General features: G+C 75.9%; 20 protein-coding genes. 17 read left to right on the top strand and 3 right to left on the bottom strand.

All coding sequences use genetic code 11. The features are described 5' to 3' along the window. The first annotated feature begins 4 nt into the window (after positions 1-4). Entirely contained in the window at positions 5-427 is a 423-nt protein-coding gene (locus AC07FJ_RS19390) for an acyl-CoA thioesterase (protein WP_479050440.1), read from the top strand. A gap of 221 nt (positions 428-648) precedes the next feature. Here the strand turns inward: AC07FJ_RS19390 and AC07FJ_RS19385 are convergent, their stop codons facing one another. Both AC07FJ_RS19385 and AC07FJ_RS19380 read right to left on the bottom strand, forming a co-directional pair. Next, a complete protein-coding gene (locus AC07FJ_RS19385) occupies positions 649-1,248 on the bottom strand; it encodes a hypothetical protein (protein WP_479050439.1) in 600 nt (199 codons plus the stop codon). 11 nt (positions 1,249-1,259) lie between these two features. Further along, positions 1,260-2,261, bottom strand: a complete 1,002-nt coding sequence (locus AC07FJ_RS19380; protein ID WP_479050437.1) for a sigma-70 family RNA polymerase sigma factor — start codon at positions 2,259-2,261, stop codon at positions 1,260-1,262. Between the two features lie 174 nt (positions 2,262-2,435). Between AC07FJ_RS19380 and AC07FJ_RS19375 the strand changes: the two genes are divergently transcribed. The 16 genes from AC07FJ_RS19375 (at position 2,436) to rfaE2 (ending at position 21,551) form a co-directional block, all read left to right on the top strand. Further along, positions 2,436-3,749: an MFS transporter gene (locus AC07FJ_RS19375; RefSeq protein WP_479050435.1), complete on the top strand. Its 1,314-nt coding sequence runs from the start codon at positions 2,436-2,438 to the stop codon at positions 3,747-3,749. A 68-nt stretch (positions 3,750-3,817) separates the two neighbouring features. Beyond that, entirely contained in the window at positions 3,818-5,602 is a 1,785-nt protein-coding gene (locus AC07FJ_RS19370) for an N-acetylglutaminylglutamine amidotransferase (RefSeq protein ID WP_479050433.1), read from the top strand. After that, a complete protein-coding gene (locus tag AC07FJ_RS19365) occupies positions 5,575-7,623 on the top strand; it encodes a S9 family peptidase (RefSeq protein ID WP_479050431.1) in 2,049 nt (682 codons plus the stop codon). Before AC07FJ_RS19370 ends, AC07FJ_RS19365 begins: the two co-directional genes overlap by 28 nt. Before the next feature lie 183 nt (positions 7,624-7,806). Beyond that, positions 7,807-8,808, top strand: coding sequence for a glycosyltransferase family 2 protein (locus AC07FJ_RS19360; protein ID WP_361423568.1), 1,002 nt, complete (start codon positions 7,807-7,809; stop codon positions 8,806-8,808). Next, positions 8,805-9,353 (top strand): D-glycero-alpha-D-manno-heptose-1,7-bisphosphate 7-phosphatase, encoded by a 549-nt coding sequence (locus AC07FJ_RS19355; protein ID WP_361423565.1) that lies wholly within the window; start codon positions 8,805-8,807, stop codon positions 9,351-9,353. The genes AC07FJ_RS19360 and AC07FJ_RS19355 overlap by 4 nt, the downstream gene beginning before the upstream one ends. Next, on the top strand, positions 9,350-10,360 hold the full coding sequence (locus AC07FJ_RS19350; protein ID WP_479050429.1) for a glycosyltransferase family 9 protein: 1,011 nt from the start codon (positions 9,350-9,352) through the stop codon (positions 10,358-10,360). The genes AC07FJ_RS19355 and AC07FJ_RS19350 overlap by 4 nt, the downstream gene beginning before the upstream one ends. Beyond that, a complete protein-coding gene (locus AC07FJ_RS19345) occupies positions 10,357-11,307 on the top strand; it encodes a glycosyltransferase family 9 protein (RefSeq protein WP_479050427.1) in 951 nt (316 codons plus the stop codon). Before AC07FJ_RS19350 ends, AC07FJ_RS19345 begins: the two co-directional genes overlap by 4 nt. Further along, complete coding sequence (locus tag AC07FJ_RS19340) at positions 11,304-12,170, top strand: glycosyltransferase family 2 protein (RefSeq protein ID WP_479050426.1); 867 nt, start codon at positions 11,304-11,306, stop codon at positions 12,168-12,170. Before AC07FJ_RS19345 ends, AC07FJ_RS19340 begins: the two co-directional genes overlap by 4 nt. Next, positions 12,167-13,063 carry a glycosyltransferase family 2 protein gene (locus tag AC07FJ_RS19335; protein ID WP_479050424.1) on the top strand — a complete coding sequence of 299 codons (897 nt, stop codon included), beginning with the start codon at positions 12,167-12,169 and terminating at the stop codon, positions 13,061-13,063. Before AC07FJ_RS19340 ends, AC07FJ_RS19335 begins: the two co-directional genes overlap by 4 nt. 22 nt (positions 13,064-13,085) lie before the next feature. Next, the gene (locus tag AC07FJ_RS19330; protein ID WP_479050422.1) at positions 13,086-14,180 is read left to right on the top strand and encodes a carboxylate-amine ligase; all 1,095 of its coding nucleotides are present in this window, start codon (positions 13,086-13,088) and stop codon (positions 14,178-14,180) included. 185 nt (positions 14,181-14,365) lie between these two features. Then, positions 14,366-15,349 carry an NAD-dependent epimerase/dehydratase family protein gene (locus AC07FJ_RS19325; RefSeq protein ID WP_479050420.1) on the top strand — a complete coding sequence of 328 codons (984 nt, stop codon included), beginning with the start codon at positions 14,366-14,368 and terminating at the stop codon, positions 15,347-15,349. A gap of 95 nt (positions 15,350-15,444) precedes the next feature. Next, entirely contained in the window at positions 15,445-17,112 is a 1,668-nt protein-coding gene (locus AC07FJ_RS19320; protein ID WP_479050419.1) for a carbamoyltransferase family protein, read from the top strand. A 16-nt stretch (positions 17,113-17,128) separates the two neighbouring features. Beyond that, positions 17,129-18,106 carry a glycosyltransferase gene (locus AC07FJ_RS19315; protein WP_479050417.1) on the top strand — a complete coding sequence of 326 codons (978 nt, stop codon included), beginning with the start codon at positions 17,129-17,131 and terminating at the stop codon, positions 18,104-18,106. Then, positions 18,103-19,386 carry a glycosyltransferase gene (locus tag AC07FJ_RS19310; RefSeq protein ID WP_479050415.1) on the top strand — a complete coding sequence of 428 codons (1,284 nt, stop codon included), beginning with the start codon at positions 18,103-18,105 and terminating at the stop codon, positions 19,384-19,386. Before AC07FJ_RS19315 ends, AC07FJ_RS19310 begins: the two co-directional genes overlap by 4 nt. Before the next feature lie 81 nt (positions 19,387-19,467). Next, a complete protein-coding gene (locus AC07FJ_RS19305; RefSeq protein WP_479050414.1) occupies positions 19,468-20,145 on the top strand; it encodes a D-sedoheptulose-7-phosphate isomerase in 678 nt (225 codons plus the stop codon). 5 nt (positions 20,146-20,150) lie between these two features. Continuing rightward, the gene (gene rfaE2, locus AC07FJ_RS19300; protein ID WP_479050851.1) at positions 20,151-21,551 is read left to right on the top strand and encodes a D-glycero-beta-D-manno-heptose 1-phosphate adenylyltransferase; all 1,401 of its coding nucleotides are present in this window, start codon (positions 20,151-20,153) and stop codon (positions 21,549-21,551) included. Between the two features lie 108 nt (positions 21,552-21,659). Here rfaE2 and AC07FJ_RS19295 read toward each other — a convergent pair whose 3' ends face one another. Beyond that, on the bottom strand, positions 21,660-21,893 hold the full coding sequence (locus tag AC07FJ_RS19295) for a hypothetical protein (RefSeq protein ID WP_479050412.1): 234 nt from the start codon (positions 21,891-21,893) through the stop codon (positions 21,660-21,662). Positions 21,894-21,991: the final 98 nt, after the last annotated feature.

Genomic DNA, 21,991 nt, shown 5'->3' with positions numbered 1-21,991 from the left:
GGCTGTGACGGAGACCTTTTCGGTGCCGGTGGTCGTGCGGGGCTACGAGACCGATACGCAGGGGCACGTGAACCAGGCGGTCTATCTGCAGTACGCGGAGCACGCCCGCTGGTCGATGCTGCAGGAGGCGGGCATCCGCCAGAGCGACCTGCTGGAGCAGGGCGTGGGGCCGGTGGCCCTGGAGGTGACCGTGCGCTACCGCCGCGAGCTGCGGGCGGGGGACGAGGTGGAGGTCACCTGCGCCTTCGCGTGGGGCGAGGGGAAGACGTTCCGCATCGAGCAGGAGATCCGGAAGGCGGACGGCACGGTGGCCGCGGAGATCACGGGAGTGGGCGGCCTGCTGGACCTCCGCGAGCGCAGGCTCCTGCCCGATCCGCGGGAGCGGTTCCGGAAGCTGGCGGAACGGCCGGAGGTCTTCGGGCTGTAAGCGGGCTGGAGGAGCGGGCCGTACGAGGAGGAAGGGCGGGTGGCCGCGGGGCGTGGACCCCGAGCCCCGGCCGGGCGCGGGCTCCGGCTTCGGCTCCGGCTCGGGCTCCGGCCGGGCGCGGGCTCCGGCTCGGGCTCCGGCCGGGCGCGGGCTCGGGCTCCGGCTCCGGCTCGGGCTCCGGCTCGGTCTCGGTCTCGGGCTCCGGGCGGGCTCGGGCTCGCTCAGCCGAACCAGACGACCAGGCGGACGTTCTCGTCGCCGTACTCGGCGGCCGGCGCGCGCATCGACGCCCACACCGGGGCCCAACGGCCGTCCGGCGGCACGATCATGCGGGCCGTGTAGATCACCGGGCGGTACACGGCGCCGTTCAGATGGACCTCGCCGCCCGGCGGCCATTCGTACAGGTGCAGGTCCTCGCCGAAGAGCTCCTCCGCCGCGTCGTGCACCTCCACCGGTGCCCAGATCACGTCGTCCAGGACGAGCTCGCCGTCCGGCCCCGGTCGCCACACCCCCACACGGTTCCCGTCGGGGCGGTCGCAGAGCGGCGCGTCCCAGTCGACCGCCGCGATCTCGGCCCAGGTGGCATACGAGTGGCCGTGGTTGAGTTCGTCGCACTCCTTCGGCACCTCATCGCAGGAGTCCTCCGGCCATCCCCGCTGGTCGAACAGCGGCCGGTCCACTCCCAGGGCCCCGCCGTAGCCGAAAAGGCACTCACGGGCCTCCCGTGCCTTCCAGAGGTCGAAGTCGAGCAGACTGACCTCGAACTTCCACGCCCCGCCCGCCGTGCGGACCTCGATCAATCCGTCGATGTACGTCCCCATGGGCGCCGATGCTAGGTGCTGTCCGTCCAGGCCAGCAGGGGTGTTTCGCCCTCGGGGGCGCGCAGCCGCGCCAGTGCGTGGCGTTCGAGCTGGCGCACGCGTTCGGTGCTGAGGCCGATGTGCTCGGCGACCTGTTTGCGGGTGTGCGGCTCGCCGTCGTGGAGGCCGTAGCGGAGGGTGAGGATCATCGCCTCGCGGGGCGGCAGGGTGCCGATGGCGGCGCGGAGCTGTTCGGCCAGTGCGCGGTACTCGGCGACGTGCGGCGCCTGGAGGACCTCGGTGTCCTCGATGAGGTCGGCGACGACCGTCTCGCCCTCCTCGCCGACCGGGGTGTCCAGGCTGATCACGTCACGGCCGACGCGGCGCAGCCGGCTGACTTTCGCCTGCGGGAAGCCGGTCGCGGCGGCCACCTCGGCGACGGTCGGGTCGCGGCCGAGGCGCGGTTGGAGGGCGCGTTCGGCGCGGCGCAGTTTGGAGAGGTCCTCCACGACGTGGACGGGCAGGCGTACGGTGCGGGCGTGCTGCGCCAGGCCGCGTTCGATCGCCTGGCGGATCCACCAGGTGGCGTAGGTGGAGAACTTGTAACCCTTGGTGTAGTCGAACTTCTCGACCGCCCGGATCAGTCCGAGGTTGCCCTCCTGGACGACGTCGAGGAAGGACAGCCCGCGCCGGCTGTGCCGCTTGGCCACCGCGACCACGAGCCGCAGGTTGGCGCGGACCATGTGGTCCTTGGCCTGCCGCCCGTCCCGGGCGACGGCCTCCAGGTCGCGCCTGCGCCGCGGCGGCAGGGGGCGGCGCCGGCCCGACGCGGCGGCGGTGTCCGCCTCGTGGAGGAGCTCGTCGGCGTAGACACCGGCCTCGATGCGCTTGGCCAGCTCCACTTCCTCCCCGGCGGTGAGGAGCGGGGTCGCGGCGATCTGCGAGAGGTACTGGCGTACGAGATCGGGCTCGTCGTCCGGTCCGCCGGGCTCGCGGCGGTGGACGCGCGGGATGAGCCTCGGCTGCGCGGTCATGATGTCGGCCTCCGCCGTCATTCCTACCCGGGGCGGCCGCCGTCACGCGCATCCGAGGCCGGTCACGGGGTGAGCAATGGCCCAGTCGCGACGGCCCGGAATGGACCAGGGAGTGGGCCGCTCGGGCGCCTAGGTTGAGGGGCGTTCCCGCCGCGCCTCCGACCGAGGAGCCCCATGTCCCTGCCCACGGAGTCCCTGCCCACGGCGTCCCCGTCCCCTGCCCTCCCCGGCCCCCTGCCGCGCCCGCGGCGCTCCGCGCCCCGCGGACTCGCGGTCGCGCAGCTGGTCAACTCCGTCGGTGACGGCGCTTTCTACGTCTCCTCCGCGCTCTACTTCTCCCGGGTCGTGGGGCTCACGCCCGGCCGGATCGGCCTGGGGCTGACCCTCGCCTGGGCGGTCGGCGCGGTCGCGGGTGTGCCGCTCGGGCACCTCGCGGACCGGCGCGGGCCGCGCGGTGCGGCCGTGGCCCTGGCGGCGGCGACCTCGGCGTCGGTCGCGGGCCTGCTGTTCGTCCGGTCGTACGCGGCGTTCCTGCTGGTCGTCGTGGCGTACGCGGTCGCGCAGTGCGGGCTCGCGGCGGCGCGGCAGTCGCTGCTGGCGGGGCTCGTGGAGCCCGGCGCGCGGACCGGGGTGCTGGCGCGGCTGCAGGCGGCGGGCAACGCCGGGATCGCGGTGGGCGCGGGGATCGGCGCGGTCGCGCTGCACCTGGACACGCCGGCCGCGTACCTCTCCGTCCTGGCCGTCGACGCGCTGGCCTTCGCGGGGTGCGCGGTGCTGCTGGGGCGGTTGCCGCGGGTCCCCGCCGGCGGGGCGGTGGTGGGCGAGGCCCCCGGGCCGCGGTCGGCGACGGTGTTCCGGGACCGCCCGTACGCGCTGGTCACCCTCCTCAACACCGTCATGCTGCTGCGGATGCCGCTGATCAGCCTGGCCCTCCCGCTGTGGGTCGCGGAGCACACGGCCGCGCCCGGCTGGGCGGTGTCGGCGCTGCTGGTGCTCAACACGGGCGCGGTGATGCTCTTCCAGGTGCGTACGGCCGCCGGGGTGACGGGGCTGCCCGGGGCGGTGCGGGCGGTGCGTTCCGGCGGTGCGCTGATGCTCGCCGCGTGCGCGGTGTTCGCGCTCGCCGGGGGCATCGCGGCGTGGGCGGCGCTGGTGGTGCTGGTGGCGGGGGCGGTGCTGCTGGTGTGGGGCGAGATGCGGCAGTCCGCGGGCGCGTGGCAGATCTCCTTCGACCTCGCGCCGGCCGGGCGGCAGGGCCAGTACCAGGGGTTCTTCGGTATGGGCATGCCGGTGGCGCGGATGGTGGGGCCGGTGCTGCTGACGACGCTGGTCATCGGCGGGGGCGTGATCGGGTGGCTGGTCCTCGGGGTGCTGTTCCTCGGGGCGGGGCTGGCCATGGGCCCTGCGGTGCGGATGGCCGGGCGGCGGGCGGCGGGGAATGCCCCGCGATCAACGGGGAACCCGAGGGTCACCGTTCTTGAGGAGTAAACCGTGACAGATGAGATGGATGGGATGGACGAGATACCGGATACGGCCGGCGGCGCGGGGGGTGCCGTATGTGCGGGCTGAGTGGTGAGATCCGGTTCGACGACGGGCGGCCCGACCTGGCCGCCGTCGAGCGCATGACCGACCGGCTGGCCGCGCGGGGGCCCGACGGCCGCGGCGTGTGGTCGCAGGGCCCCGTGGCGCTGGGTCACCGAAGGCTGAAGATCATCGACCTGTCGGAGCACGGCGCGCAGCCGATGTCCGACAGCGAGGCCCGGCTGACCGGCGTGTTCAACGGGTGCATCTACAACTACCGCGAGCTGCGGGAAGAGCTGCGGGGCCTGGGGCACCGGTTCTTCTCCACGTCGGACACCGAGGTGGTGCTGAAGGCGTACCACCAGTGGGGCACGCGCTGCGTGGACCACTTCGTCGGGATGTTCGTCTTCGTGATCGTGGAGAACGACACGGGCCGCGTGGTGCTGGCCCGCGACCGGCTCGGCATCAAGCCCCTGTACCTGTCGTACGGGACCGGCCGGCTGCGGTTCGCCTCCACGCTGCCCGCCCTGCTCGCGGGCGGCGGCGTCGACACCTCGCTCGACCCGGTCGCCCTGCACCAGTACCTCAGCTGGTCGGCCACGGTGGCGGCCCCGCGTACCGTGCTCAACGGGGTGCGCAAGCTGCCCGCGGCCACGGTGCGGGTGGTGGAGCCGGACGGCACCTACCGCGACCACTGCTACTGGCAGCCTTCCTACACCCGTCGCCCGGAGCACGCGGGCATGGACGCCACCGACTGGCGGGACGCGGTGCTGGACGCGCTGCGCACGGCGGTGCGGCGGCGGATGGTCGCCGACGTGCCGGTCGGGGTGCTGCTCTCCGGCGGCCTGGACTCGTCGCTGATCGTGGCGCTGCTGGCCGAGGAGGGGCAGCGGGACCTGGCGACGTTCAGCGTCGGCTTCGAGTCGGAGGGCGGGGAGGACGGCGACGAGTTCGCCTACTCGGACCTGATCGCACGGCGCTTCGCCACCGAGCACCACCAGCTGATGGTGCCGTCCGACCGGGTGTCGACGGCGCTGGACAACGCGGTCGCCGCGATGAGCGAGCCGCAGCTGAGCCATGACGTGGTCGCCTTCCACCTGCTGTCGGAGCAGGTGTCGAAGGAGGTCAGCGTCGTCCAGTGCGGGCAGGGCGCGGACGAGGTGTTCGCCGGCTACCGCTGGTACCCGGCGATGGCCGCGGTCCCGCGCGAGCAGGAGCCGGAGACGTACGCCGAGGTGTACTTCGACCGGCCGCACGGCGACCTCGCCCGGATGCTGCGGCCCGATCTGCTGCCCGCGCACGACACCTCGCGCCGCTTCGTGTACGAGCACATGGCGGAGCCGGGCGCCGAGACGGCGCTGGACGCGGCGCTGCGGCTCGACACGCACGTGATGATGGTCGACGACCCGGTCAAGCGGCTGGACAACATGACGATGGACTGGGGCCTGGAGGCCCGGGTGCCATTCCTCGACCACGAGCTGGTCGAGCTCGCCGCGGCCTGCCCGCCGGAGCTGAAGCTCGCCCACGGCGGCAAGGGCGTCCTGAAGGACGCGGGCCGGGCGCTGCTGCCCCACGAGGTCATCGACCGGCCGAAGGGGTACTTCCCCGTGCCGGCCATCATGCACATGGCGGGTCCGGTGTACGAGCGGGTCCGGCAGGCGCTCACGGCCCCCGAGGCGCGGGCGCGCGGGATCTTCCGGGAGGAGTACGTGGCGGAGCTGCTCGCCGACCCCGACGGCCACCGTACGCACCGGGGCGCGAACACCCTGTGGCAGGTGGCCCTGCTGGAGCTATGGCTGCAGACGCACGGCATCCGCTGACCCTCGGCTCGGCGGCCGCGGCGCCCGGCCCGGTGCCGGTCGCCCTCGCCGGGGCCGCCGCGCCGGGCGACGCCCCGCGGCCGGTGGTGTCCCACGGGTGCTGGTACCCGTCGGCGGACCCGACCGGCGAGCGGGTGGCGTTCCTCTGCGACCGCGGCGGCGTGCCGCAGCTGTGGACCGGGCCGGCGGCCGCGGTCCTGGGCGGGGCCGGGGACGCCGAGGTGCACCTGCTGGACGCGGATCCGGAGCCCGTGACGGAGGTGGCGTGGTCGCCGGACGGCCGCTGGATCGCGTACACCGTCAACCCGGGCGGCGGCGAGCACAGCCGGGTGCTGTGCGTGCGGCCGGACGGCAGCGACCGCCGGGTCGTCGCGGGCGCCGACGCGGGCAGTTCGGCCTACCTCGGCTGCTGGGCGCGGGACGGCTCGGCCGTCGCGGTCACGGTGGCGGAGCCGCCGTCCGCGTACCGCGACCCGGACCCGGGCCTGGCGGGCCTGCCGGCCGGGTGGGCCGAGCGCGACGGGCACGCCACGCTGCTGGGCGGCGCCGGGCGCGGCGAGGTGGGGCACCGGCGCGGCACCCGCGACCGGCTGTCGGCGTACCTGGTGGACCCGGACGAGCCGGGCGCGGCGACGCTGCTGGCCACCGAGACCGGCGCCGCGACGCTGCGGGTGTGCGACCTGAGTCCGGACGGGCGGCTCGCGCTGCTGCGGCGGGGTCCGCGCGTGCGCCGCGAGGCGGTGGTGCTGCGCACCGACGACCTGGGGACGGCCTGTGTGCTGCGGGTCGCGGACGCCGACCCGTGGATCGGGCGCTTCTCGGCGGACGGGCGCACGGTGTGGCTGCGCAGCGACCACGAGCGGGAGTTCGCGGCGCTGCTCGCCGTCGGGCTGGACGAGCGCGGGGAGTTGAAGGACGTCGCGGTCGTCGCGGAGCGCGAGCGGAGCGACCTGGAGCTGCTGGCGTTCCTCGGGGACGGCCGTACGGCCGCGCTGGTGTGGAACGTGCGGGGCGCGAGCGAACTGGAGCTGCTGGACGTGGAGTCGGACCTGCCGGGCCGGCGCGTCGGGCTGCCGCACGAGGTCGTCACGCGCGTCGCGCGCGGCGGGCCGACCGGGATGGTGCTCGCCCTGTCGGGGTCGCAGCGGCGGCCCGGCGTGTGGTGGGCGGCCGACGGCGGGGCGCCCGCGCGCACGCCGTGGTCGTCGCGGGACGAGGACGCGGTACCGGCGGGGCGGCCGCCCGTGCGGCCGGTGCCGGTGCGTCTGACGGCGCGTGACGGGCTGGAGCTCGGCGGCTGGTACTACCGGGCGCCCGGGCGCGCCGAATCCGACCCGGCGCCGTGCGTGCTCCATCTGCACGGCGGGCCGGAGGAGCAGGAGCGGCCGGTGTTCGAACCGCTGTACCACGAGTTGCTGGGCCGGGGCCTGGATGTCTTCGCGCCCGACGTGCGCGGCTCCTCGGGCTACGGGCGGTCCTTCGTGGACGCCGATCTCGGTACGGGGCGGTTCGCCGCGATCGAGGACGTCGCCGCCTGCGCGGCGCACGCCGTGCTCAGCGGGCGCGCCGACCCGCGGCGGCTGGCCGTGATGGGCCACTCGTACGGGGGCTACCTCACGTTCGCCTCGCTGGTGTGGCATCCGGAGCTGTTCCGTACGGGGATCGCGGTGTGCGGCATGTCGGACCTCACCACGTTCTTCGCCGGGACCGAGCCGTGGCTCGCGGAGTCGGCGGCGCACAAGTACGGCCACCCGGAACGGGACCGCGAGCTGCTGCGGGCGCTGTCCCCGATGAGCCGGATCGACGCGCTGCGGGTGCCGGTGATGGCCGTGCACGGGGAGCACGACACGAACGTACCGCCGGGCGAGTCGGAGCAGTTCGTGCGGGCGGCGCGCGAGCGGGGGCTGACGGCGGAGCTGCTGACGCTGCGCGACGAGGGCCACGAGTTCCGGCGGGCGGACAGCCGGCGGCTGTTCCGCCGGGCGGCGGGCGACTGGCTGGAGCGGCACCTGGGCGGGTGAGCCGGCCCGCACCTGGGCGCGTGAGCCGGGGCGGCACCTGGGCGGGCTGGGCGAGTGAGCCGGAGCGCGGGCCGGCCGAGCCCTGCCCCCTGCGACGCGCCCTGTATGTGCATAAAGTGAGGGAAGGTGGGCATTCCGTACGTCGCTACGGAACCGATCACCCGGAACTGGAGGCGCAGACGCATGATTCCCCCGCTCGCCTCGTACGCCGTGGTCGTCCCCACCATCGGGCGGCCCTGCCTCGCCGACTGCCTCGCCGCGCTCGCCGCGAGCGCGGGCCCCGAGCCGAGCCAGGTCGTGCTCGTCGACGACCGCCCCGCGCCGGGCGGCGACGAGCTGCCGCTCGGCGCGCTGGGCCCGCTCGCGGACCGCGCGATCGTGCTGCGCAGCGGCGGCCGCGGCCCGGCCGCCGCGCGCAACACCGGGATCCGCGTGGTGGACGAGCCGTGGACGGTCCTCCTCGACGACGACGTACGGGTGAGCGCGTACTGGCGCGAGCAGCTGGCCCGCGACCTGGCGGAGGCCTCCCCTGACACCGGTGGCGTCCAGGGCGTGCTGGAGGTGCCGCTGCCCGCGGGCCGCCGCCCCACCGACTGGGAGCGCAACACGGCGGGCCTGCGCGACGCGCTGTGGGCGACCGCCGACATGGCGTACCGCACGGAGGCGCTCAAGGCCGTCGGCGGTTTCGACGAGCGCTTCCCGCGCGCCTTCCGCGAGGACGCGGACCTGGCGCTGCGGATCCTCGACGCGGGCTGGCTGATCCGGCGCGGCGAGCGGCGCACCGAGCACCCGGTGCGGCCCGCCGACCGGTGGGTGTCGGTGCGGGTGCAGCGGGGCAACGCCGACGACGCGCTGATGGCGCGGCTGCACGGGCCCGGCTGGTGGGAGCGGGCGTCGGCGCCGCGCGGGCGGATCCGGCGCCATGCGGCGGTCACGGCCGCCGGGCTCGGCGCGCTCGTGCTGGCGGCGGCCGGGCGGCGGCGCGCCGCCGCGCTGACGGCGGCGGGCTGGCTGCTGGGCACGGCGGAGTTCGCGCGGGCGCGGATCGCGCCGGGGCCGCGCACGGCCGACGAGATCCTGACGATGACCGTGACCAGCGCGGTGATCCCGGCGGTCGCGACCTGGCACCGGCTGAGCGGCGCGGTGCGCCACCGGGGGGCCGGGGGCTGGGACGGCACCCTGTGAACCGCCCGGGGCCGCTCCCGGCCGCCGTGCTGTTCGACCGCGACGACACGCTGGTGGTGGACGTGCCCTACAACGGCGATCCGGAGCGCGTGCGGCCCATGCCGGGTGCCCGGGAGGCGCTGCGGATGCTGCGCGACCGGGGCGTGCCGGTCGGGGTGGTGTCCAACCAGTCCGGCATCGGGCGCGGCCTGCTGACCGAGGCGGCCGTACGGGACGTCAACGCCCGGATCGACGCGCTGCTCGGCCCGCTGGACGCCTGGGTGCACTGCCCGCACGCGCCCGAGGACGGCTGCGGCTGCCGCAAGCCGGCGCCCGGCCTGGTGGTCGAGGCGGCGCGGCGGCTGGGCGTCCGGGCCGCCGACTGCGTGGTGATCGGCGACATCGGCGCGGACATGGGTGCCGCGCGGGCGGCCGGGGCGGCGGGGGTGCTGGTGCCGACGGCGCGGACGCTGCCCGAGGAGGTGGCGGCCGCGCCGTGCGTCTGCCCGGACCTGCTGAGCGCGGTGCGGTACGTGCTGGGGAACCACCTGAGGAGGCCGTCATGAGGGCTCTCGTCGTCCGGCTGGACAGCTTCGGGGACGTCGTCCTCGCCGGGCCCGCCGTGCGCGCGGTCGCGCACGGCGCCGACCGGGTGGCGATGCTGTGCGGGCCGCGCGGCGCACCGGCCGCGCGGATGCTGCCGGGCGTGGACGAGGTGCTGGTCTGGGACGCGCCCTGGGTGGGGTTCACGCCGCCGCCCGTGGACCGGGCGGACGTCGACCGGCTGGTGAACCGGATCGCCGCGGCCCGCGTGGACCGGGCGCTGATCCTCACCTCGTACCACCAGAGCCCGCTGCCGGCCGCGCTGCTGCTGCGGATGGCGGGCGTACGGCACCTCGCTGCCGACAGCGTGGACTTCCCCGGCTCGCTGCTGGACGTGCGCCACCGGCGGGCGCCGCACGCCCATGAGGCGGAGGCGGCCCTGGACCTGGCCGAGGCGGCCGGTTTCCCGCGCCCCCCGGGCGACGACGGGCGGCTGCGGGTCCACTACGCGGCCGGCGGTGCGCCCGAGCTGACCGGGCCGGGGCCGTACGTGGTGGTCCATCCGGGCGCGAGCGTCGCGGCCCGCCGGTGGAGTCCGGCCCGCTGCGCGCAGGCGGTACGGCTGCTGGCGGCCGCCGGACACCGGGTGGTGGTCACCGGCGGGCCCGACGAGCGGGAGCTGACCGCGCTGGTGGCGGGGAGGCACGGGCTGGACGTGGGCGGCCGGACACGGCCGCCGGAGCTCGCGGCGGTGCTGGCGGGCGCGGGGGCGGTGGTGACGGGCAACACCGGTCCGGCGCATCTGGCGGCGGCCGTCGGTACGCCGGTGGTGTCGTTGTTCTCGCCGGTGGTGCCCGCGGAGCGGTGGGGCCCCTACGGGGTGCCGCACGTGCTGCTGGGCGACCAGCGGGCGCCGTGCGCGGACAGCAGGGCGCGGGAGTGCCCGGTGCCGGGCCATCCGTGTCTGAACGAGGTCACCGCGGAGGACGTGGTCGCCGCCGTGGAGAAGCTGCTGGAGGCGGACGAGTGAGCCGCCCGGCGCCCCGGGTGCTCGTGCTGCGGGCGCTCGGGCTGGGCGACCTGCTGACGGGTGTGCCCGCGCTGCGGGCGCTGCGGCGCGCGTTCCCGGGGCACGAGACGGTGCTGGCCGCCCCGGCGCAGCTCGCGGAGGTCGCCGCCGCGACGGGGGCGGTGGACTCGCTGCTGCCCGCCTCCGCGCCGGGCCGCGCGGTGCCGGTACGCCTGGACTGGCCGGGCCCGCCGCCCGAGGTGGCCGTGGACCTGCACGGCAAGGGCCCGTCCAGCCATCTGCTGCTGCGCAGGCTGCGCCCGGGGCGACTGCTGGCGTTCGCCCATCCGGGCACGCCGGAGATCGCGGGCCCGGAGTGGACCGCCGACGAGCACGAACGCAGCCGCTGGTGCCGCCTGCTGCAGTGGTACGGCATCCCCGCCGACCCCGGCGACCTGCTTCTCCCGCCGCCACCGGGCCGCTCCCCCGCCCCGGGCGCGGTCGTCGTCCACCCGGGCGCCGACTCGCCGGCCCGCCGCTGGCCCCCGGACCGCTATGCGGCGGTGGTCCGCGCCCTGCTGGACCAGGGGCACCGGGTGGCCCTGACGGGCGGCCCGGGCGAGGACGCGCTGCTGGACCGGATCGCCGTCCCCGGCCTGGAGGTGTTCCGGGGCGGGCTGCCGTACGGGCGGCTCGCGGCGCTGGTCGCGGGGGCGCGCGCCGTGGTGAGCGGGGACACCGGCATCGCGCATCTGGCGGTGGCGTACGGGACACCCTCCGTCACCCTTTTCGGCCCGGTATCGCCTGGATTGTGGGGTCCGCCCGAGGGTACGCGGCACGTGGCGCTGTGGCACCCGGGTCCGCCCGGCGATCCCCATGGGCGCGAGCCGGACCCGCAGCTGCTGCTCATCCGTCCGGCCGACGTCCTCAAGGCCCTCTCCGACCATCCGGAGGTGTCCCGCCCGTGACCCGTATCAGCGTCGTCGTGATCACCCGGGACCGCCGGGAGCAGCTGCTGCGCACCCTGGAACGACTGGTGGCGCTGCCCGAGCAGCCGCCGGTGATCGTGGTCGACCACGCCTCCGCGGACGGCACCCCCGAGGCGGTCCGGCGGCTGTACCCGGACGTCACGCTGCTGACCCCCGGCCGCAACCTCGGCGCGGTCGGCCGCACCCTGGGTGTACGGCACGCGCGGACGCCGTACGTGGCGTTCAGCGACGACGACTCGTGGTGGGAGCCGGGCGCCCTCACCCGCGCCGCCGACCTGCTCGACGAGCACCCCCGGCTCGGGCTGATCGCGGCCCGGATCGCGGTGGGGCCGGACGGCGACCCGGACCCGCTCAACGGGATGCTGGCCGCGTCCCCGCTCGGCCGGGTCCCCGGTCTGCCGGGCCCGCAGGTGCTGGGCTTCCTGGCCTGCGCGGCGGTGGCCCGGCGCACGGCGTACCTGGAGGCGGGCGGCTACCACCCGGTCCTGTTCTTCGGCGGCGAGGAGACCTGCCTCGCCTACGACCTGGCGGCGCGCGGCTGGGGCGTGTGCCACTGCCCCGACGTGGTCGCCGTGCACATGCCGACCGGCGGCGTACGGGCCGGGCGCCCGGCGCGGCAGCTGCGCAACGCCGTGCTGACCGCCTGGCTGCGCCGCCCGCTGCCGGTGGCGCTGCGGCACACCCGCGACCTGGCCGCCGACGCCCGGCGCGACCCGCAGGCCCGGGCGGCGCTGCGGGAGCTGCTGGAGCGGCTCCCGGCGGCGCTGCGGGCCCGCAGGCCGCTGCCGGCGGCCGTGGAGGCGGCGGCCCGCCGCCTGGAACTGGAAGGAGCCGTGGCGTGAGCGATGCCCGCACGACCGTCGTCGTCATCACCCACAACCGGCGCGAGGAGCTGCTGCGCACCCTCGGCAAGCTGGCGCGGCTGCCGGAGAACCCGCCGGTCATCGTCACCGACAACGCCTCCACGGACGGCACCGCCGAGGCGGTCCGGCGCCTCCACCCGGACGTCACGCTGCTGACCCCGGGCCGCAACCTCGGCGCCGTCGGCCGCAACCTCGCGGTGCGCCGGGCCCGTACGCCGTACATCGCCTTCTGCGACGACGACTCGTGGTGGGAGCCGGGGTCGCTGGGCCGCGCCGCCGACCTGCTGGACCGGCACGAGCGGCTGGTGGCGGTCACCGCGCGGATCCTGGTCGCGCCGGACGGCCGGGAGGACCCGATCGTGGCCGAGCTGCGGGACTCGCCGGTGCGGGGGCCGGACTGGCTGCCCGGCCCGGCGCTGGGCTCGTTCCTGGCGGCGGCGACCGTGCTGCGCCGGGACGCGTTCCTGGAGGCGGGCGGGTTCCACGAGCGGCTGTGGCTGGGCGGCGAGGAGGAGCTGCTCGCCACGGACCTCGCCACGCGTGGCTGGTGGCTCGCGTACGTGTCCGACCTGACGGTGCATCACGCTCCGTCGCGCGCCCGTGACGCGACGCTGCGGCGCGTGCACGGGCTGCGCAACACGCTGTGGTTCTGCTGGCTGCGGCGCCCGGTGGGGCCCGCGCTGCGCAGGACGCTGGACCTGGCCCGGACCGTGCCGCGCGACCGGGCGTCGCTGCGGGCGTTCGGCCTGGCGCTGGCGGGGCTGCCGTGGGTGCTGCGGGAGCGGCGGGTGGTGCCGCCGCCGGTGGAGGCGCGGCTGGGGGCGCTGACCGAGGCCCAGCGCGAGTCGACGGCGCGGCGTTATGTCGGCTGAGGAGGCGGGTACCCGGCCCGCCATGATCACCATTGGGGTCGAGGAGGAGTACCTGCTGGTCGACCCGGTCACCTGCCTGCCGGTGCCCCGCGGGGAGCAGGTGCGGGCCGCGGCCGGCCTGGAGCCGATCCTGGACGACCAGGAGGTGCAGTCGGAGCTGCTCCAGGCGCAGGTGGAGGTCGCCACCCCGGTCTGTACGGACCTGGAGGAGGTGGGCGGCCATCTGCTGCGGCTGCGGCACGCGCTCGGTTCGGCGGCGGAGAAGAACGGCTGCCGGATCGCGGCCTGCGGCACCGCGCCCTTCCGTGAGACGGCGCCGGTCCCGGTGACCGAGAAGGCCCGTTACCTCGCGATGCGCTCCCAGGCGCCGCAGCTCGTGGCCGAACAGCTGGTCAACGGCATGCACGTGCACGCGGCGGTGCCCGACCGGGAGATGGGCGTGGCCGTCCTGAACCGGATCCGGGTGTGGCTGCCGGTGCTGGTGGCCATGTCGGCCAACTCCCCCCTGTGGGACGGGCGGGACACCGGGTTCGCCAGCTGGCGCACCGTGATCTTCGGCCGTTGGCAGGTGGGCGGGCCGCCGCCCCGCTTCGCCGACCTCGCCGACCACGAGCGGCGGGTGCGCGCCCTGCTGGACTCCGGGGTCATCACCGACACCGGCCAGCTCTACTGGCAGGCCCGGCTGTCCGACAAGTACCCGACGGTCGAGGTCCGCTGCGCGGACGTGCAGCTGCGGGTGGACTCGGCGGTGATGTTCGCCGGTCTCGTACGCGCCCTGATCTCCACGGCCATCCGGGACGAGAAGGCGGGCGAGCCGGTGCCGGAGATCGCGCCCGAGCTGCTCCAGGCGGCGAACTGGCACGCGGCGCGGCACGGGCTGAGCGGGCTGCTGGTCGACCCCGAGGGCACGGCCCGCAGGGCGGGCGACGTCCTCGCCCGGCTGCTGGACACGCTGGCGCCCGCGCTGGCCGAGGCCGGTGACACCCGCGAGGTGGCCGCGCTCGTGCACCGGCTGCTGCAGCAGGGCACCCCGGCGGACCAGCAGCGGCGGGTGCTCGCCGAGGGTGGGCTGCCCGCCCTGGCGGAGCTGCTGACCACCGAGACCGTCGCGCCCTGAGGAGTTCCGAAACCCGCTGGTCAGCACGGTGTTCAGCGGCGTGAGGGCATCGTTTTCACGCTCCGTGAACCACTCGGACGGCCTATACCACCGCGCCGCGCGCCCCCGTTCGGCCGAGCCTGGTCGCAGACGCAGGGGGGACCGGTACGTCGTCGTCCTCGGTCCGCACGCACGGAGGAGATCGCATGAACACCGCTTCCTCACGCAGCGCCTTTTCCCGCAGCTGGGAGCACGCCGTCGTCACCGGCGGCGCCGGCTTCGTCGGCTCGCACCTGTGCGCCGCCCTGCTGGACTCGGGCACGGCCGTCACCTGCGTCGACGACTTCAGCACCGGGCGGCCGGAGAACATAGCCGAGCTGCGCGGCCGCCCCGGCTTCACCGTGGTGGAGGCGAACGTCGCCGAGCCGTTCACCGTCCCGCGCGCCCCCGACCTGGTGCTCCACTTCGCCTCCCCGGCGTCCCCCGCCGACTACCTGCGCCTCCCGCTGCACACGCTGGAGGCCGGCAGCCTCGGCACCCGTCACGCGCTGGCCCTCGCCCACCGCGCCGGCGCCCGGTTCCTCTTCGCCTCCACGTCGGAGGTGTACGGCGATCCGCAGCAGCACCCGCAGAACGAGCGGTACTGGGGCAACGTGAACCCGGTGGGGCCGCGCAGCGTGTACGACGAGGCCAAGCGGTTCTCCGAGGCGCTGACCACCGCCCACGCGGAGGCGCTCGGCACGGACACCGGCATCGTGCGGCTGTTCAACACCTACGGCCCGGGGATGCGCGGCCACGACGGGCGGGCCGTGCCCACCTTCGTACGGCAGGCGCTGGCCGGGGAGCCGCTCACCGTCACCGGCGACGGCCGCCAGACCCGGTCCCTGTGCTACGTCGACGACACCGTGGGCGGCATCCTCGCGGCGGCCGCCCACGGGCTGCGGGGGCCGGTGAACATCGGCAACCCGGACGAGATCACCATGCTGGAACTGGCACGGCTCGTCATCGAGTTGGCCGGTTCGACGTCAGAGATCCGGTTCATCGAGCGGCCGACGGACGACCCGGCGGTGCGCTGCCCGGACATCACGCTCGCCCGCGACAAGCTCCAGTGGGAGCCGCGCGTCGGCGCCGAGGAGGGGCTGCGGCGCACCATCGACTGGTTCCGCGCCCAGGAGGTCACCCGCGCCTGACCGGCCGCGGGCCCCACGCGAACGCGAACGCCCCACCCCACCCCCGATTCGCACCCCCGAATCGCACCCCGACTCGCCGAAAGGCCAGGGACGCCATGCGCATTCTCGGAATCAACGCCCTCTTCCACGATCCCGCCGCCGCGCTGGTCATCGACGGACGGACCGTCGCCGCCGCCGAGGAGGAGCGGTTCTCCCGGCGCAAGCACGGCAAGCGCCCGGTGCCGTTCTCCGCGTGGGAACTGCCCGAGAAGGCCGCCGCCTGGTGTCTGGAGCGGGCCGGGCTGCGCCCGAAGGACCTGGACGCCGTCGCGTACTCCTTCGACCCCGAACTCGCCCGCCCGACCGCCGAGATGGGACTGGACGACCCGTGGGACCACCTGCGGATCACCTACGCCCGTGAGGCGCCCGGCTTCCTGAAGGCCGCGCTGCCGGGCCTGGACCCGGCCGCCGTGCGGTTCGTGCCGCACCACATGGCGCACGCCGCCTCCGGCGCGTTCGCCGCCGAGGGCGCCGACATGTCCTCGGTGCTGGTCCTCGACGGCCGCGGCGAGCGGGCCTCGCACCTCGCGGCGCGCCGCGTCCACGACCGGCTGGAGGCGCTGTACGCGCAGGACCTGCCGCACTCGCTGGGCCTGGTGTACGAGGAGCTCACCGAGCACCTCGGATTCCTGCGCTCCTCGGACGAGTTCAAGGTGATGGCGCTCGCCTCGCACGGCAGGCCCCGGATGCTGCCCGAGCTGCGCCGGTACGTGTACCCCACCGGCGACGGCGGGTTCCACGCGACCGGGGTGCCGTGGGCGGAGCTGTGCCCGCGCCGCCGGCCCGACGAGGCGTGGACGCAGGACCACGCGGACATCGCCGCCAGCGCGCAGGCCGTGCTGGAGGAGACGCTGCTGGACCTGGTGCGCTGGCTGCACGGCCAGACCCACGACCGGGTGCTGACGCTCGCCGGGGGGGTGGCCCTCAACTGCGTGGCCAACTCCCGCATAGCCCGCGAGGGCCCCTTCGACCGGGTGTGGGTGCAGCCCGCGGCCGGTGACGCGGGCACCGCGCTGGGCGGCGCGCTGCTGCTGGCCGCGGGCGGCGGGGACGACCCCGCGCCGATGCCCGGCGCCGACCTGGGGCGGGAGTGGTCGGACGCGGAGCTGGGCGCCTGGCTGAAGACGGCCGCGGTGCCGTTCGACCGGCCGGCGGACATCGCGCAGGCCGTGGCGGAAGCGCTGGCGGACAACCAGATCGTCGCCTGGTTCCAGGGGCGTTCGGAGTACGGGCCGCGGGCGCTGGGCCACCGGTCGCTGCTGGCGCACCCGGGGCACGCGGGCAACCTGGAGCGGCTCAACGACGTCAAGGGGCGCGAGCAGTTCCGGCCGGTGGCGCCGATGGTGCTCGCCGACCGGGCCGCCGAGATCTTCGACGGCGTCCTGCCGAGCCCGTACATGCTCTTCGTGCACGACGTGGCGCCCGAGTGGCGCGACCGCATCCCGGCGGTGGTGCACGTGGACGGCACGGCGCGGATCCAGACCGTGGACCGGCAGGCCGAGCCGCTGGTGGCGCGGATGCTGGGCGAGTTCGAGCGGCTCACCGGGCTGCCCGTGGTCGTCAACACGAGCCTCAACACGGCCGGACGACCGATGGTCGACGACCCGCGCGACGCGCTGGAGTGCTTCGGCTCCTCCCCCGTCGACCTGCTCGCCATCGGGCCGTACGCGGTCCGGCGCGGCGCCTTCTTCTCCGACGACGCCTCCCGGCGCCCGTCCCGGTGACGGCAGGAGGGACGGCATGAACATCCTGCTGTGGCACGTGCACGGTTCCTGGACGACGGCGTTCGTCCAGGGGCCCCACACCTACCTGGTCCCCGTGACCCCCGGCCGCGACGCGGACGGGCTCGGCCGGGCGCGTACCTTCGCCTGGCCCGACTCCGTACGGGAGGTCACGCCCGAGGAGCTGCGCGAGGCGCCGGTCGACCTGGTGGTCCTCCAGCGGCCCCACGAACCCGCCCTCGCCGAGCGGTGGCTCGGCGGGCGGCGGCCGGGGCGTGACGTACCGGCCGTCTACCTGGAGCACAACGCGCCGGACGGGAACGTGCCGGAGACCCGGCACCCCTTCGCCGACCGCGACGACCTGACGCTGGTCCACGTCACCCACTTCAACCGGCTGTTCTGGGACAACGGCTCGACCCGCACCGAGGTGATCGAGCACGGGATCGTCGACCCCGGCCACCTGTACACCGGCCGGGTCGCACGGGCCGCCGTCGTCGTCAACGAACCGGTACGGCGCGGCCGTTACACCGGTACGGACCTGCTGCCGGCGCTGTCCGAGGCGGCGCCGCTGGACGTCTTCGGGATGCGCACCGAGGGGCTCGCCGCCCACCTGGGCCTGCCCGAGGAGCGGTGCCGCACCGCCGACCTGCCGCAGCGCGAGCTGCACGCGGCGATGGCCGAGCGCCGGCTGTACCTGCACCCGGTGCGCTGGACGTCGCTGGGGCTGTCGCTGCTGGAGGCCATGCACCTGGGCATGCCGGTGGTGGCCCTGGCCACCACCGAGGCCATCGAGGCCGTGCCGGCCGGCGCCGGGACGCTCTCCACCCGGCCCGAGGTGCTGGCCGAGGCGGCCCGCCGCTATCTGCACGAGCCGGAGGCGGCGGCCGAGGACGGGGCGCGGGCGCGGCAGGCGGCGCTCGAACGGTACGGACTCAAGCGCTTCCTGGACGACTGGGAGCGCGTGATGACGCGCGTGATGACGGAGGTGCGCTCATGACATCGGCATCCACATCGGCACCGCTGGGCGGCGACGGCACCCTGGACGGAACCGGGCCGGGGACCCTCTCCATCGCGCTCGTCTCCGAGCACGCCAGTCCCCTGGCCGCGCTCGGCGGCGTCGACGCGGGCGGCCAGAACGTGCACGTCGCGCGCCTGGCGGGCGCCCTGGCGGACCGCGGCCACCGTGTCACCGTCTTCACGCGGCGCGACGCCGCCGATCTGCCCGACCGGGTGCCGCTGCGCCCCGGTGTGGAGGTGCGCCATGTTCCCGCCGGCCCCCCGGAGCCGATCCCCAAGGACGAACTGCCGCCCCACATGCCCGCGTTCGGCCGCTACATGGCCCGCGAGTGGCGGGGCCGGCCGCCCGATGTGGTGCACTCGCACTTCTGGATGTCGGGCGTCGCCTCCCTCCAGGCGGTCCGCGGGCTGCGGGTGCCGCTGCTGCACACGTACCACGCGCTCGGCACGGTGAAGCGGCGGCACCAGAGGGACGCCGACACCAGCCCGCCGCAGCGCGTCGCGTGCGAGCGCGAGGTCGGCATGGGCTCCGACCGGGTGATCGCCACCTGCCACGACGAGGTCCTCGAACTGGCGCGGATGCTCATCCCCCCGGACAAGGTCGCGGTCGTGCCGTGCGGCGTCGACACCGACCAGTTCCGCCCCGACGGGCCGGTCGCCGAGCGGAACCCGGCCGTGCGGTACCGGCTGCTCCAGCTGGGCCGGCTGGTTCCCCGCAAGGGCGCTGCCGTCTCGGTCGAGGCGCTCGGCCGGCTGCCCGACGCGGAGCTCGTCATCGTCGGCGGCCCGGCTCCGCACCTGATCGACCAGGACCCGGAGGTACGCCGGCTGCGCGAGCTGGCCCGGGACGTCGGCGTCGCCGACCGCGTCCGCTTCACCGGCGGCGTGGGCAGCGAGGACGTACCGCCGCTGCTGCGCAGCGCCGACGTGGTGCTGTGCCCGGCGGACTACGAGCCGTTCGGCATCGTGCCGCTGGAGGCCATGGCCTGCGGTCGGCCCGTCGTGGCCAGCGCCGTGGGCGGCCAGCTCGACACCGTGGCCGACCCGGCGACCGGCCGGCTCGTCCCGCCCCGCGACCCCGAGGCGCTGGCCGCCGCGGTCGCCGACCTTCTCGCCGACCCCGAACGGCGTGCCGCGTGCGGCGAGGCCGGGCGGCGGCGGGTGCTGAGCCGGTACGGCTGGGCGCGCGTCGCGACGGCCACGGAGGCGGTGTACGGCGCGGTGCTCGCCGCGCGGAACGCCGTGACGGAGGTGGCCTGAGTCTCCCTGCCCGCTGGTGATCCTTCGAAGGAGGTGCGGGACCGGCCGTCGTCCACCCGGACGCGGTACGCCCGAAAGCCCATGACAGGTCCGACAGATCCCCTCGCTTCTCTCGCCCTCGAGGCCGCGCGGCGCCACTGCCAGTCGCTGCAGGACGCGCTCGGCCGCTTCCGCCGGCAGAACCTGGACCGGATCGTTCAGTGGGGCGGCGAACTCGCCGCCGTGCTGCCCGTGGGCGGCCGGCTGCTCGCCGCGGGCAACGGCGGCAGCGCCGCACAGGCCCAGCACCTCACCGCCGAACTGGTCGGCCGCTACCAGCAGGAGCGGCCCGCCTACTCGGCGATCTCGCTGCACGCCGAGACCTCCAGCGTCACCGCGATCGGCAACGACTACGGCTTCGACCAGGTGTACGCCCGCCAGGTCGCGGCCCACGGCCGGCCCGGAGACGTCCTGGTCCTGCTCTCCACCTCCGGCCGCAGCGCCAACCTGATCGCGGCGGCCGTCACCGGCCGGGCGGCCGGGCTGCGGGTGTGGGCCCTGACCGGGCCCGGGCCCAATCCGCTCGCCGAGGCGGCCGACGAGGCGCTCAGCGTCGACGCCGACTCCACGGCGACCGTCCAGGAGGCCCATCTGCTCGCCGTACACCTGCTGTGCGAGTGCTTCGACGCGGCGGTCGCACCGGTGGCCGAGGCCGCCGGGCGGCCCTCGCGGGCGGCGGGCGCGGCGGCGCCCGTCGCGGCCCATCGGAGGATGTCATGACCGGAGTGACCGGACGCAAGCCCCTCGTCGTCGTCGGCGACGTACTCCTCGACGAGGACATCGAAGGCGTCGCCAGCCGGCTCGCGCCGGACGCCCCGGCGCCGGTCGTGGACGTCACCGGAGATCAGCGCCGCCCAGGTGGCGCGGGCCTCGCGGCGGCGCTCGCCACCCGGGGCGGCCGTGACGTGGTGCTGGTGACCGCGCTCGGCGACGACCCCGCCAGCGAAGCCGTACGCCGCTCCCTGCGCGGCAAGGTCCGCGTCGTGGAGCTGCCGCTGAACGGCACCCTGCCCGTCAAGACGCGGGTGCTCGCCAGTGGCCGGCCCCTCGTACGCATCGACCGCGGCGGCGGCGATCCCGGCGAACCCGACGGTGCCGTGCGCCAGACCCTCGCGGACGCGCAGGCCGTGCTCGTCGCGGACTACGGGCGCCACACCGCGAGCGCGGTACGCGAGCACCTCGCCGCCGTCGCCCCCAAGGTGCCGGTGGTCTGGGATCCGCACCTCAAGGGCGACGCACCGGTGCCCGGCTCCCGCATCGTCACGCCGAACGCCGCCGAGGCCCGCGCCCTGTGCCGCGGCGACGGCGACTCCCTGCGCGCCTACGCCGAGCGCGGCGCCGATCTCGCCGAGCGGTGGCGCGTGGCCACGGTCGCCGTGACCCTCGGCGACCGCGGCGTCCTGCTGACCCGGCCGGGCGCCGGTACGCCGATGCTGGTCCCGGCGCCGTACCGCGCGGAGGGCGACGCGTGCGGCGCGGGCGACTGCTTCGCCGCCGCGACGGCCGCGGCGCTCGCCGACGGGGCCCTGCCCGAGGAGGCCATCCAGCAGGCGGTCGCCGAGGCCGCGGCGTTCGTCGCGGCGGGCGGCGCGGGCAACCCCGCCCTGTGGCGTACGCCGCCGCCGGCCCACGCCCGTGAGCTGCCCGAGACCGACGCCTTCACGCTGGCCGAGCGCGTCCGCGCGCAGGGCGGCACGGTCGTCGCCACCGGCGGCTGCTTCGACCTGCTCCACGCGGGGCACGTCGGGCTGCTGGAGAGCGCGCGCGGCATCGGCGACTGCCTCATCGTGTGCGTCAACTCCGACGAGTCCGTCGCCCGCTTGAAGGGCCCCGGCCGCCCGCTGAACCCCCTCGCGGACCGCGTCCGCGTCCTGGCCGGGCTCGGCAGCGTCGACGCGGTCGCGGTCTTCGACGGCGACACCCCCGTCGAGCTGCTGAGCCGGCTCCGCCCGGACGTCTGGGTCAAGGGCGGCGACTACTCCGCCGAGGACCTCCCGGAAGCGGACACCCTCCGCACCTGGGGCGGCCAGGCGGTGGTCCTGCCGTACCTCGACGGCCGCTCGACGACACTGCTGGCCCGCCGCGCGGCCGAAGCGGCGACGCCGATCCGGCCCCCGGGCCGGTGACGGGCGTGCGGGGGCGGGGCCCGTCCGGGTCCCGCCCCCGCACGCGTCAGACCGTGGGGCGACGGCGGGCGCGGAGCTTGTGGACGCCCTTCACGGCGTAGACGGCGGTCACGAGCGCGAAGCCGACGGGGACGAGCCAGAACCAGTTTCCGTGACCACGGCGCTCAGCAGGAGGCCGCCGAAGAGGAGCAGGCTGCCGACGGTCTCCAGCAGGTCGTAACGCGCCGTGGAGCGCACCGCGGGGTCGGTGCCGCCCATCCGGCGGACGATGGGCACGAGGGCGAGCGCCTGCAGGACGGCCAGGCCAACGAGGGTCCACAGGAGCCAGTCGGGTATGTCCACGGCGCGCACTGTAGCGCCCGCCCTGCCGCCGCTCGCTCTCGCACGCCTTGATGCACCGCCTCGGAGCGATGAGTTCGGGCGGCGGATCGGGTCTGCCC

Source organism: Streptomyces sp. NPDC045998, from assembly GCF_056430285.1.
Note: the sequence above shows the minus strand (reverse complement) of the source record. Positions and strands in the feature narration are given on the sequence as shown.

Coding starts and splice junctions, on each gene's coding strand:
- AC07FJ_RS19385 (WP_479050439.1), bottom strand. CDS start 1,248: ATGGGGACGTACATCGACGGATTGATCGAGGTCCGCACGGCGGGCGGG.
- AC07FJ_RS19380 (WP_479050437.1), bottom strand. CDS start 2,261: ATGACCGCGCAGCCGAGGCTCATCCCGCGCGTCCACCGCCGCGAGCCC.
- AC07FJ_RS19375 (WP_479050435.1), top strand. CDS start 2,436: ATGTCCCTGCCCACGGAGTCCCTGCCCACGGCGTCCCCGTCCCCTGCC.
- AC07FJ_RS19370 (WP_479050433.1), top strand. CDS start 3,818: ATGTGCGGGCTGAGTGGTGAGATCCGGTTCGACGACGGGCGGCCCGAC.
- AC07FJ_RS19365 (WP_479050431.1), top strand. CDS start 5,575: ATGGCTGCAGACGCACGGCATCCGCTGACCCTCGGCTCGGCGGCCGCG.
- AC07FJ_RS19360 (WP_361423568.1), top strand. CDS start 7,807: ATGATTCCCCCGCTCGCCTCGTACGCCGTGGTCGTCCCCACCATCGGG.
- AC07FJ_RS19350 (WP_479050429.1), top strand. CDS start 9,350: ATGAGGGCTCTCGTCGTCCGGCTGGACAGCTTCGGGGACGTCGTCCTC.
- AC07FJ_RS19330 (WP_479050422.1), top strand. CDS start 13,086: ATGATCACCATTGGGGTCGAGGAGGAGTACCTGCTGGTCGACCCGGTC.
- AC07FJ_RS19325 (WP_479050420.1), top strand. CDS start 14,366: ATGAACACCGCTTCCTCACGCAGCGCCTTTTCCCGCAGCTGGGAGCAC.
- AC07FJ_RS19320 (WP_479050419.1), top strand. CDS start 15,445: ATGCGCATTCTCGGAATCAACGCCCTCTTCCACGATCCCGCCGCCGCG.
- AC07FJ_RS19315 (WP_479050417.1), top strand. CDS start 17,129: ATGAACATCCTGCTGTGGCACGTGCACGGTTCCTGGACGACGGCGTTC.
- AC07FJ_RS19310 (WP_479050415.1), top strand. CDS start 18,103: ATGACATCGGCATCCACATCGGCACCGCTGGGCGGCGACGGCACCCTG.
- AC07FJ_RS19305 (WP_479050414.1), top strand. CDS start 19,468: ATGACAGGTCCGACAGATCCCCTCGCTTCTCTCGCCCTCGAGGCCGCG.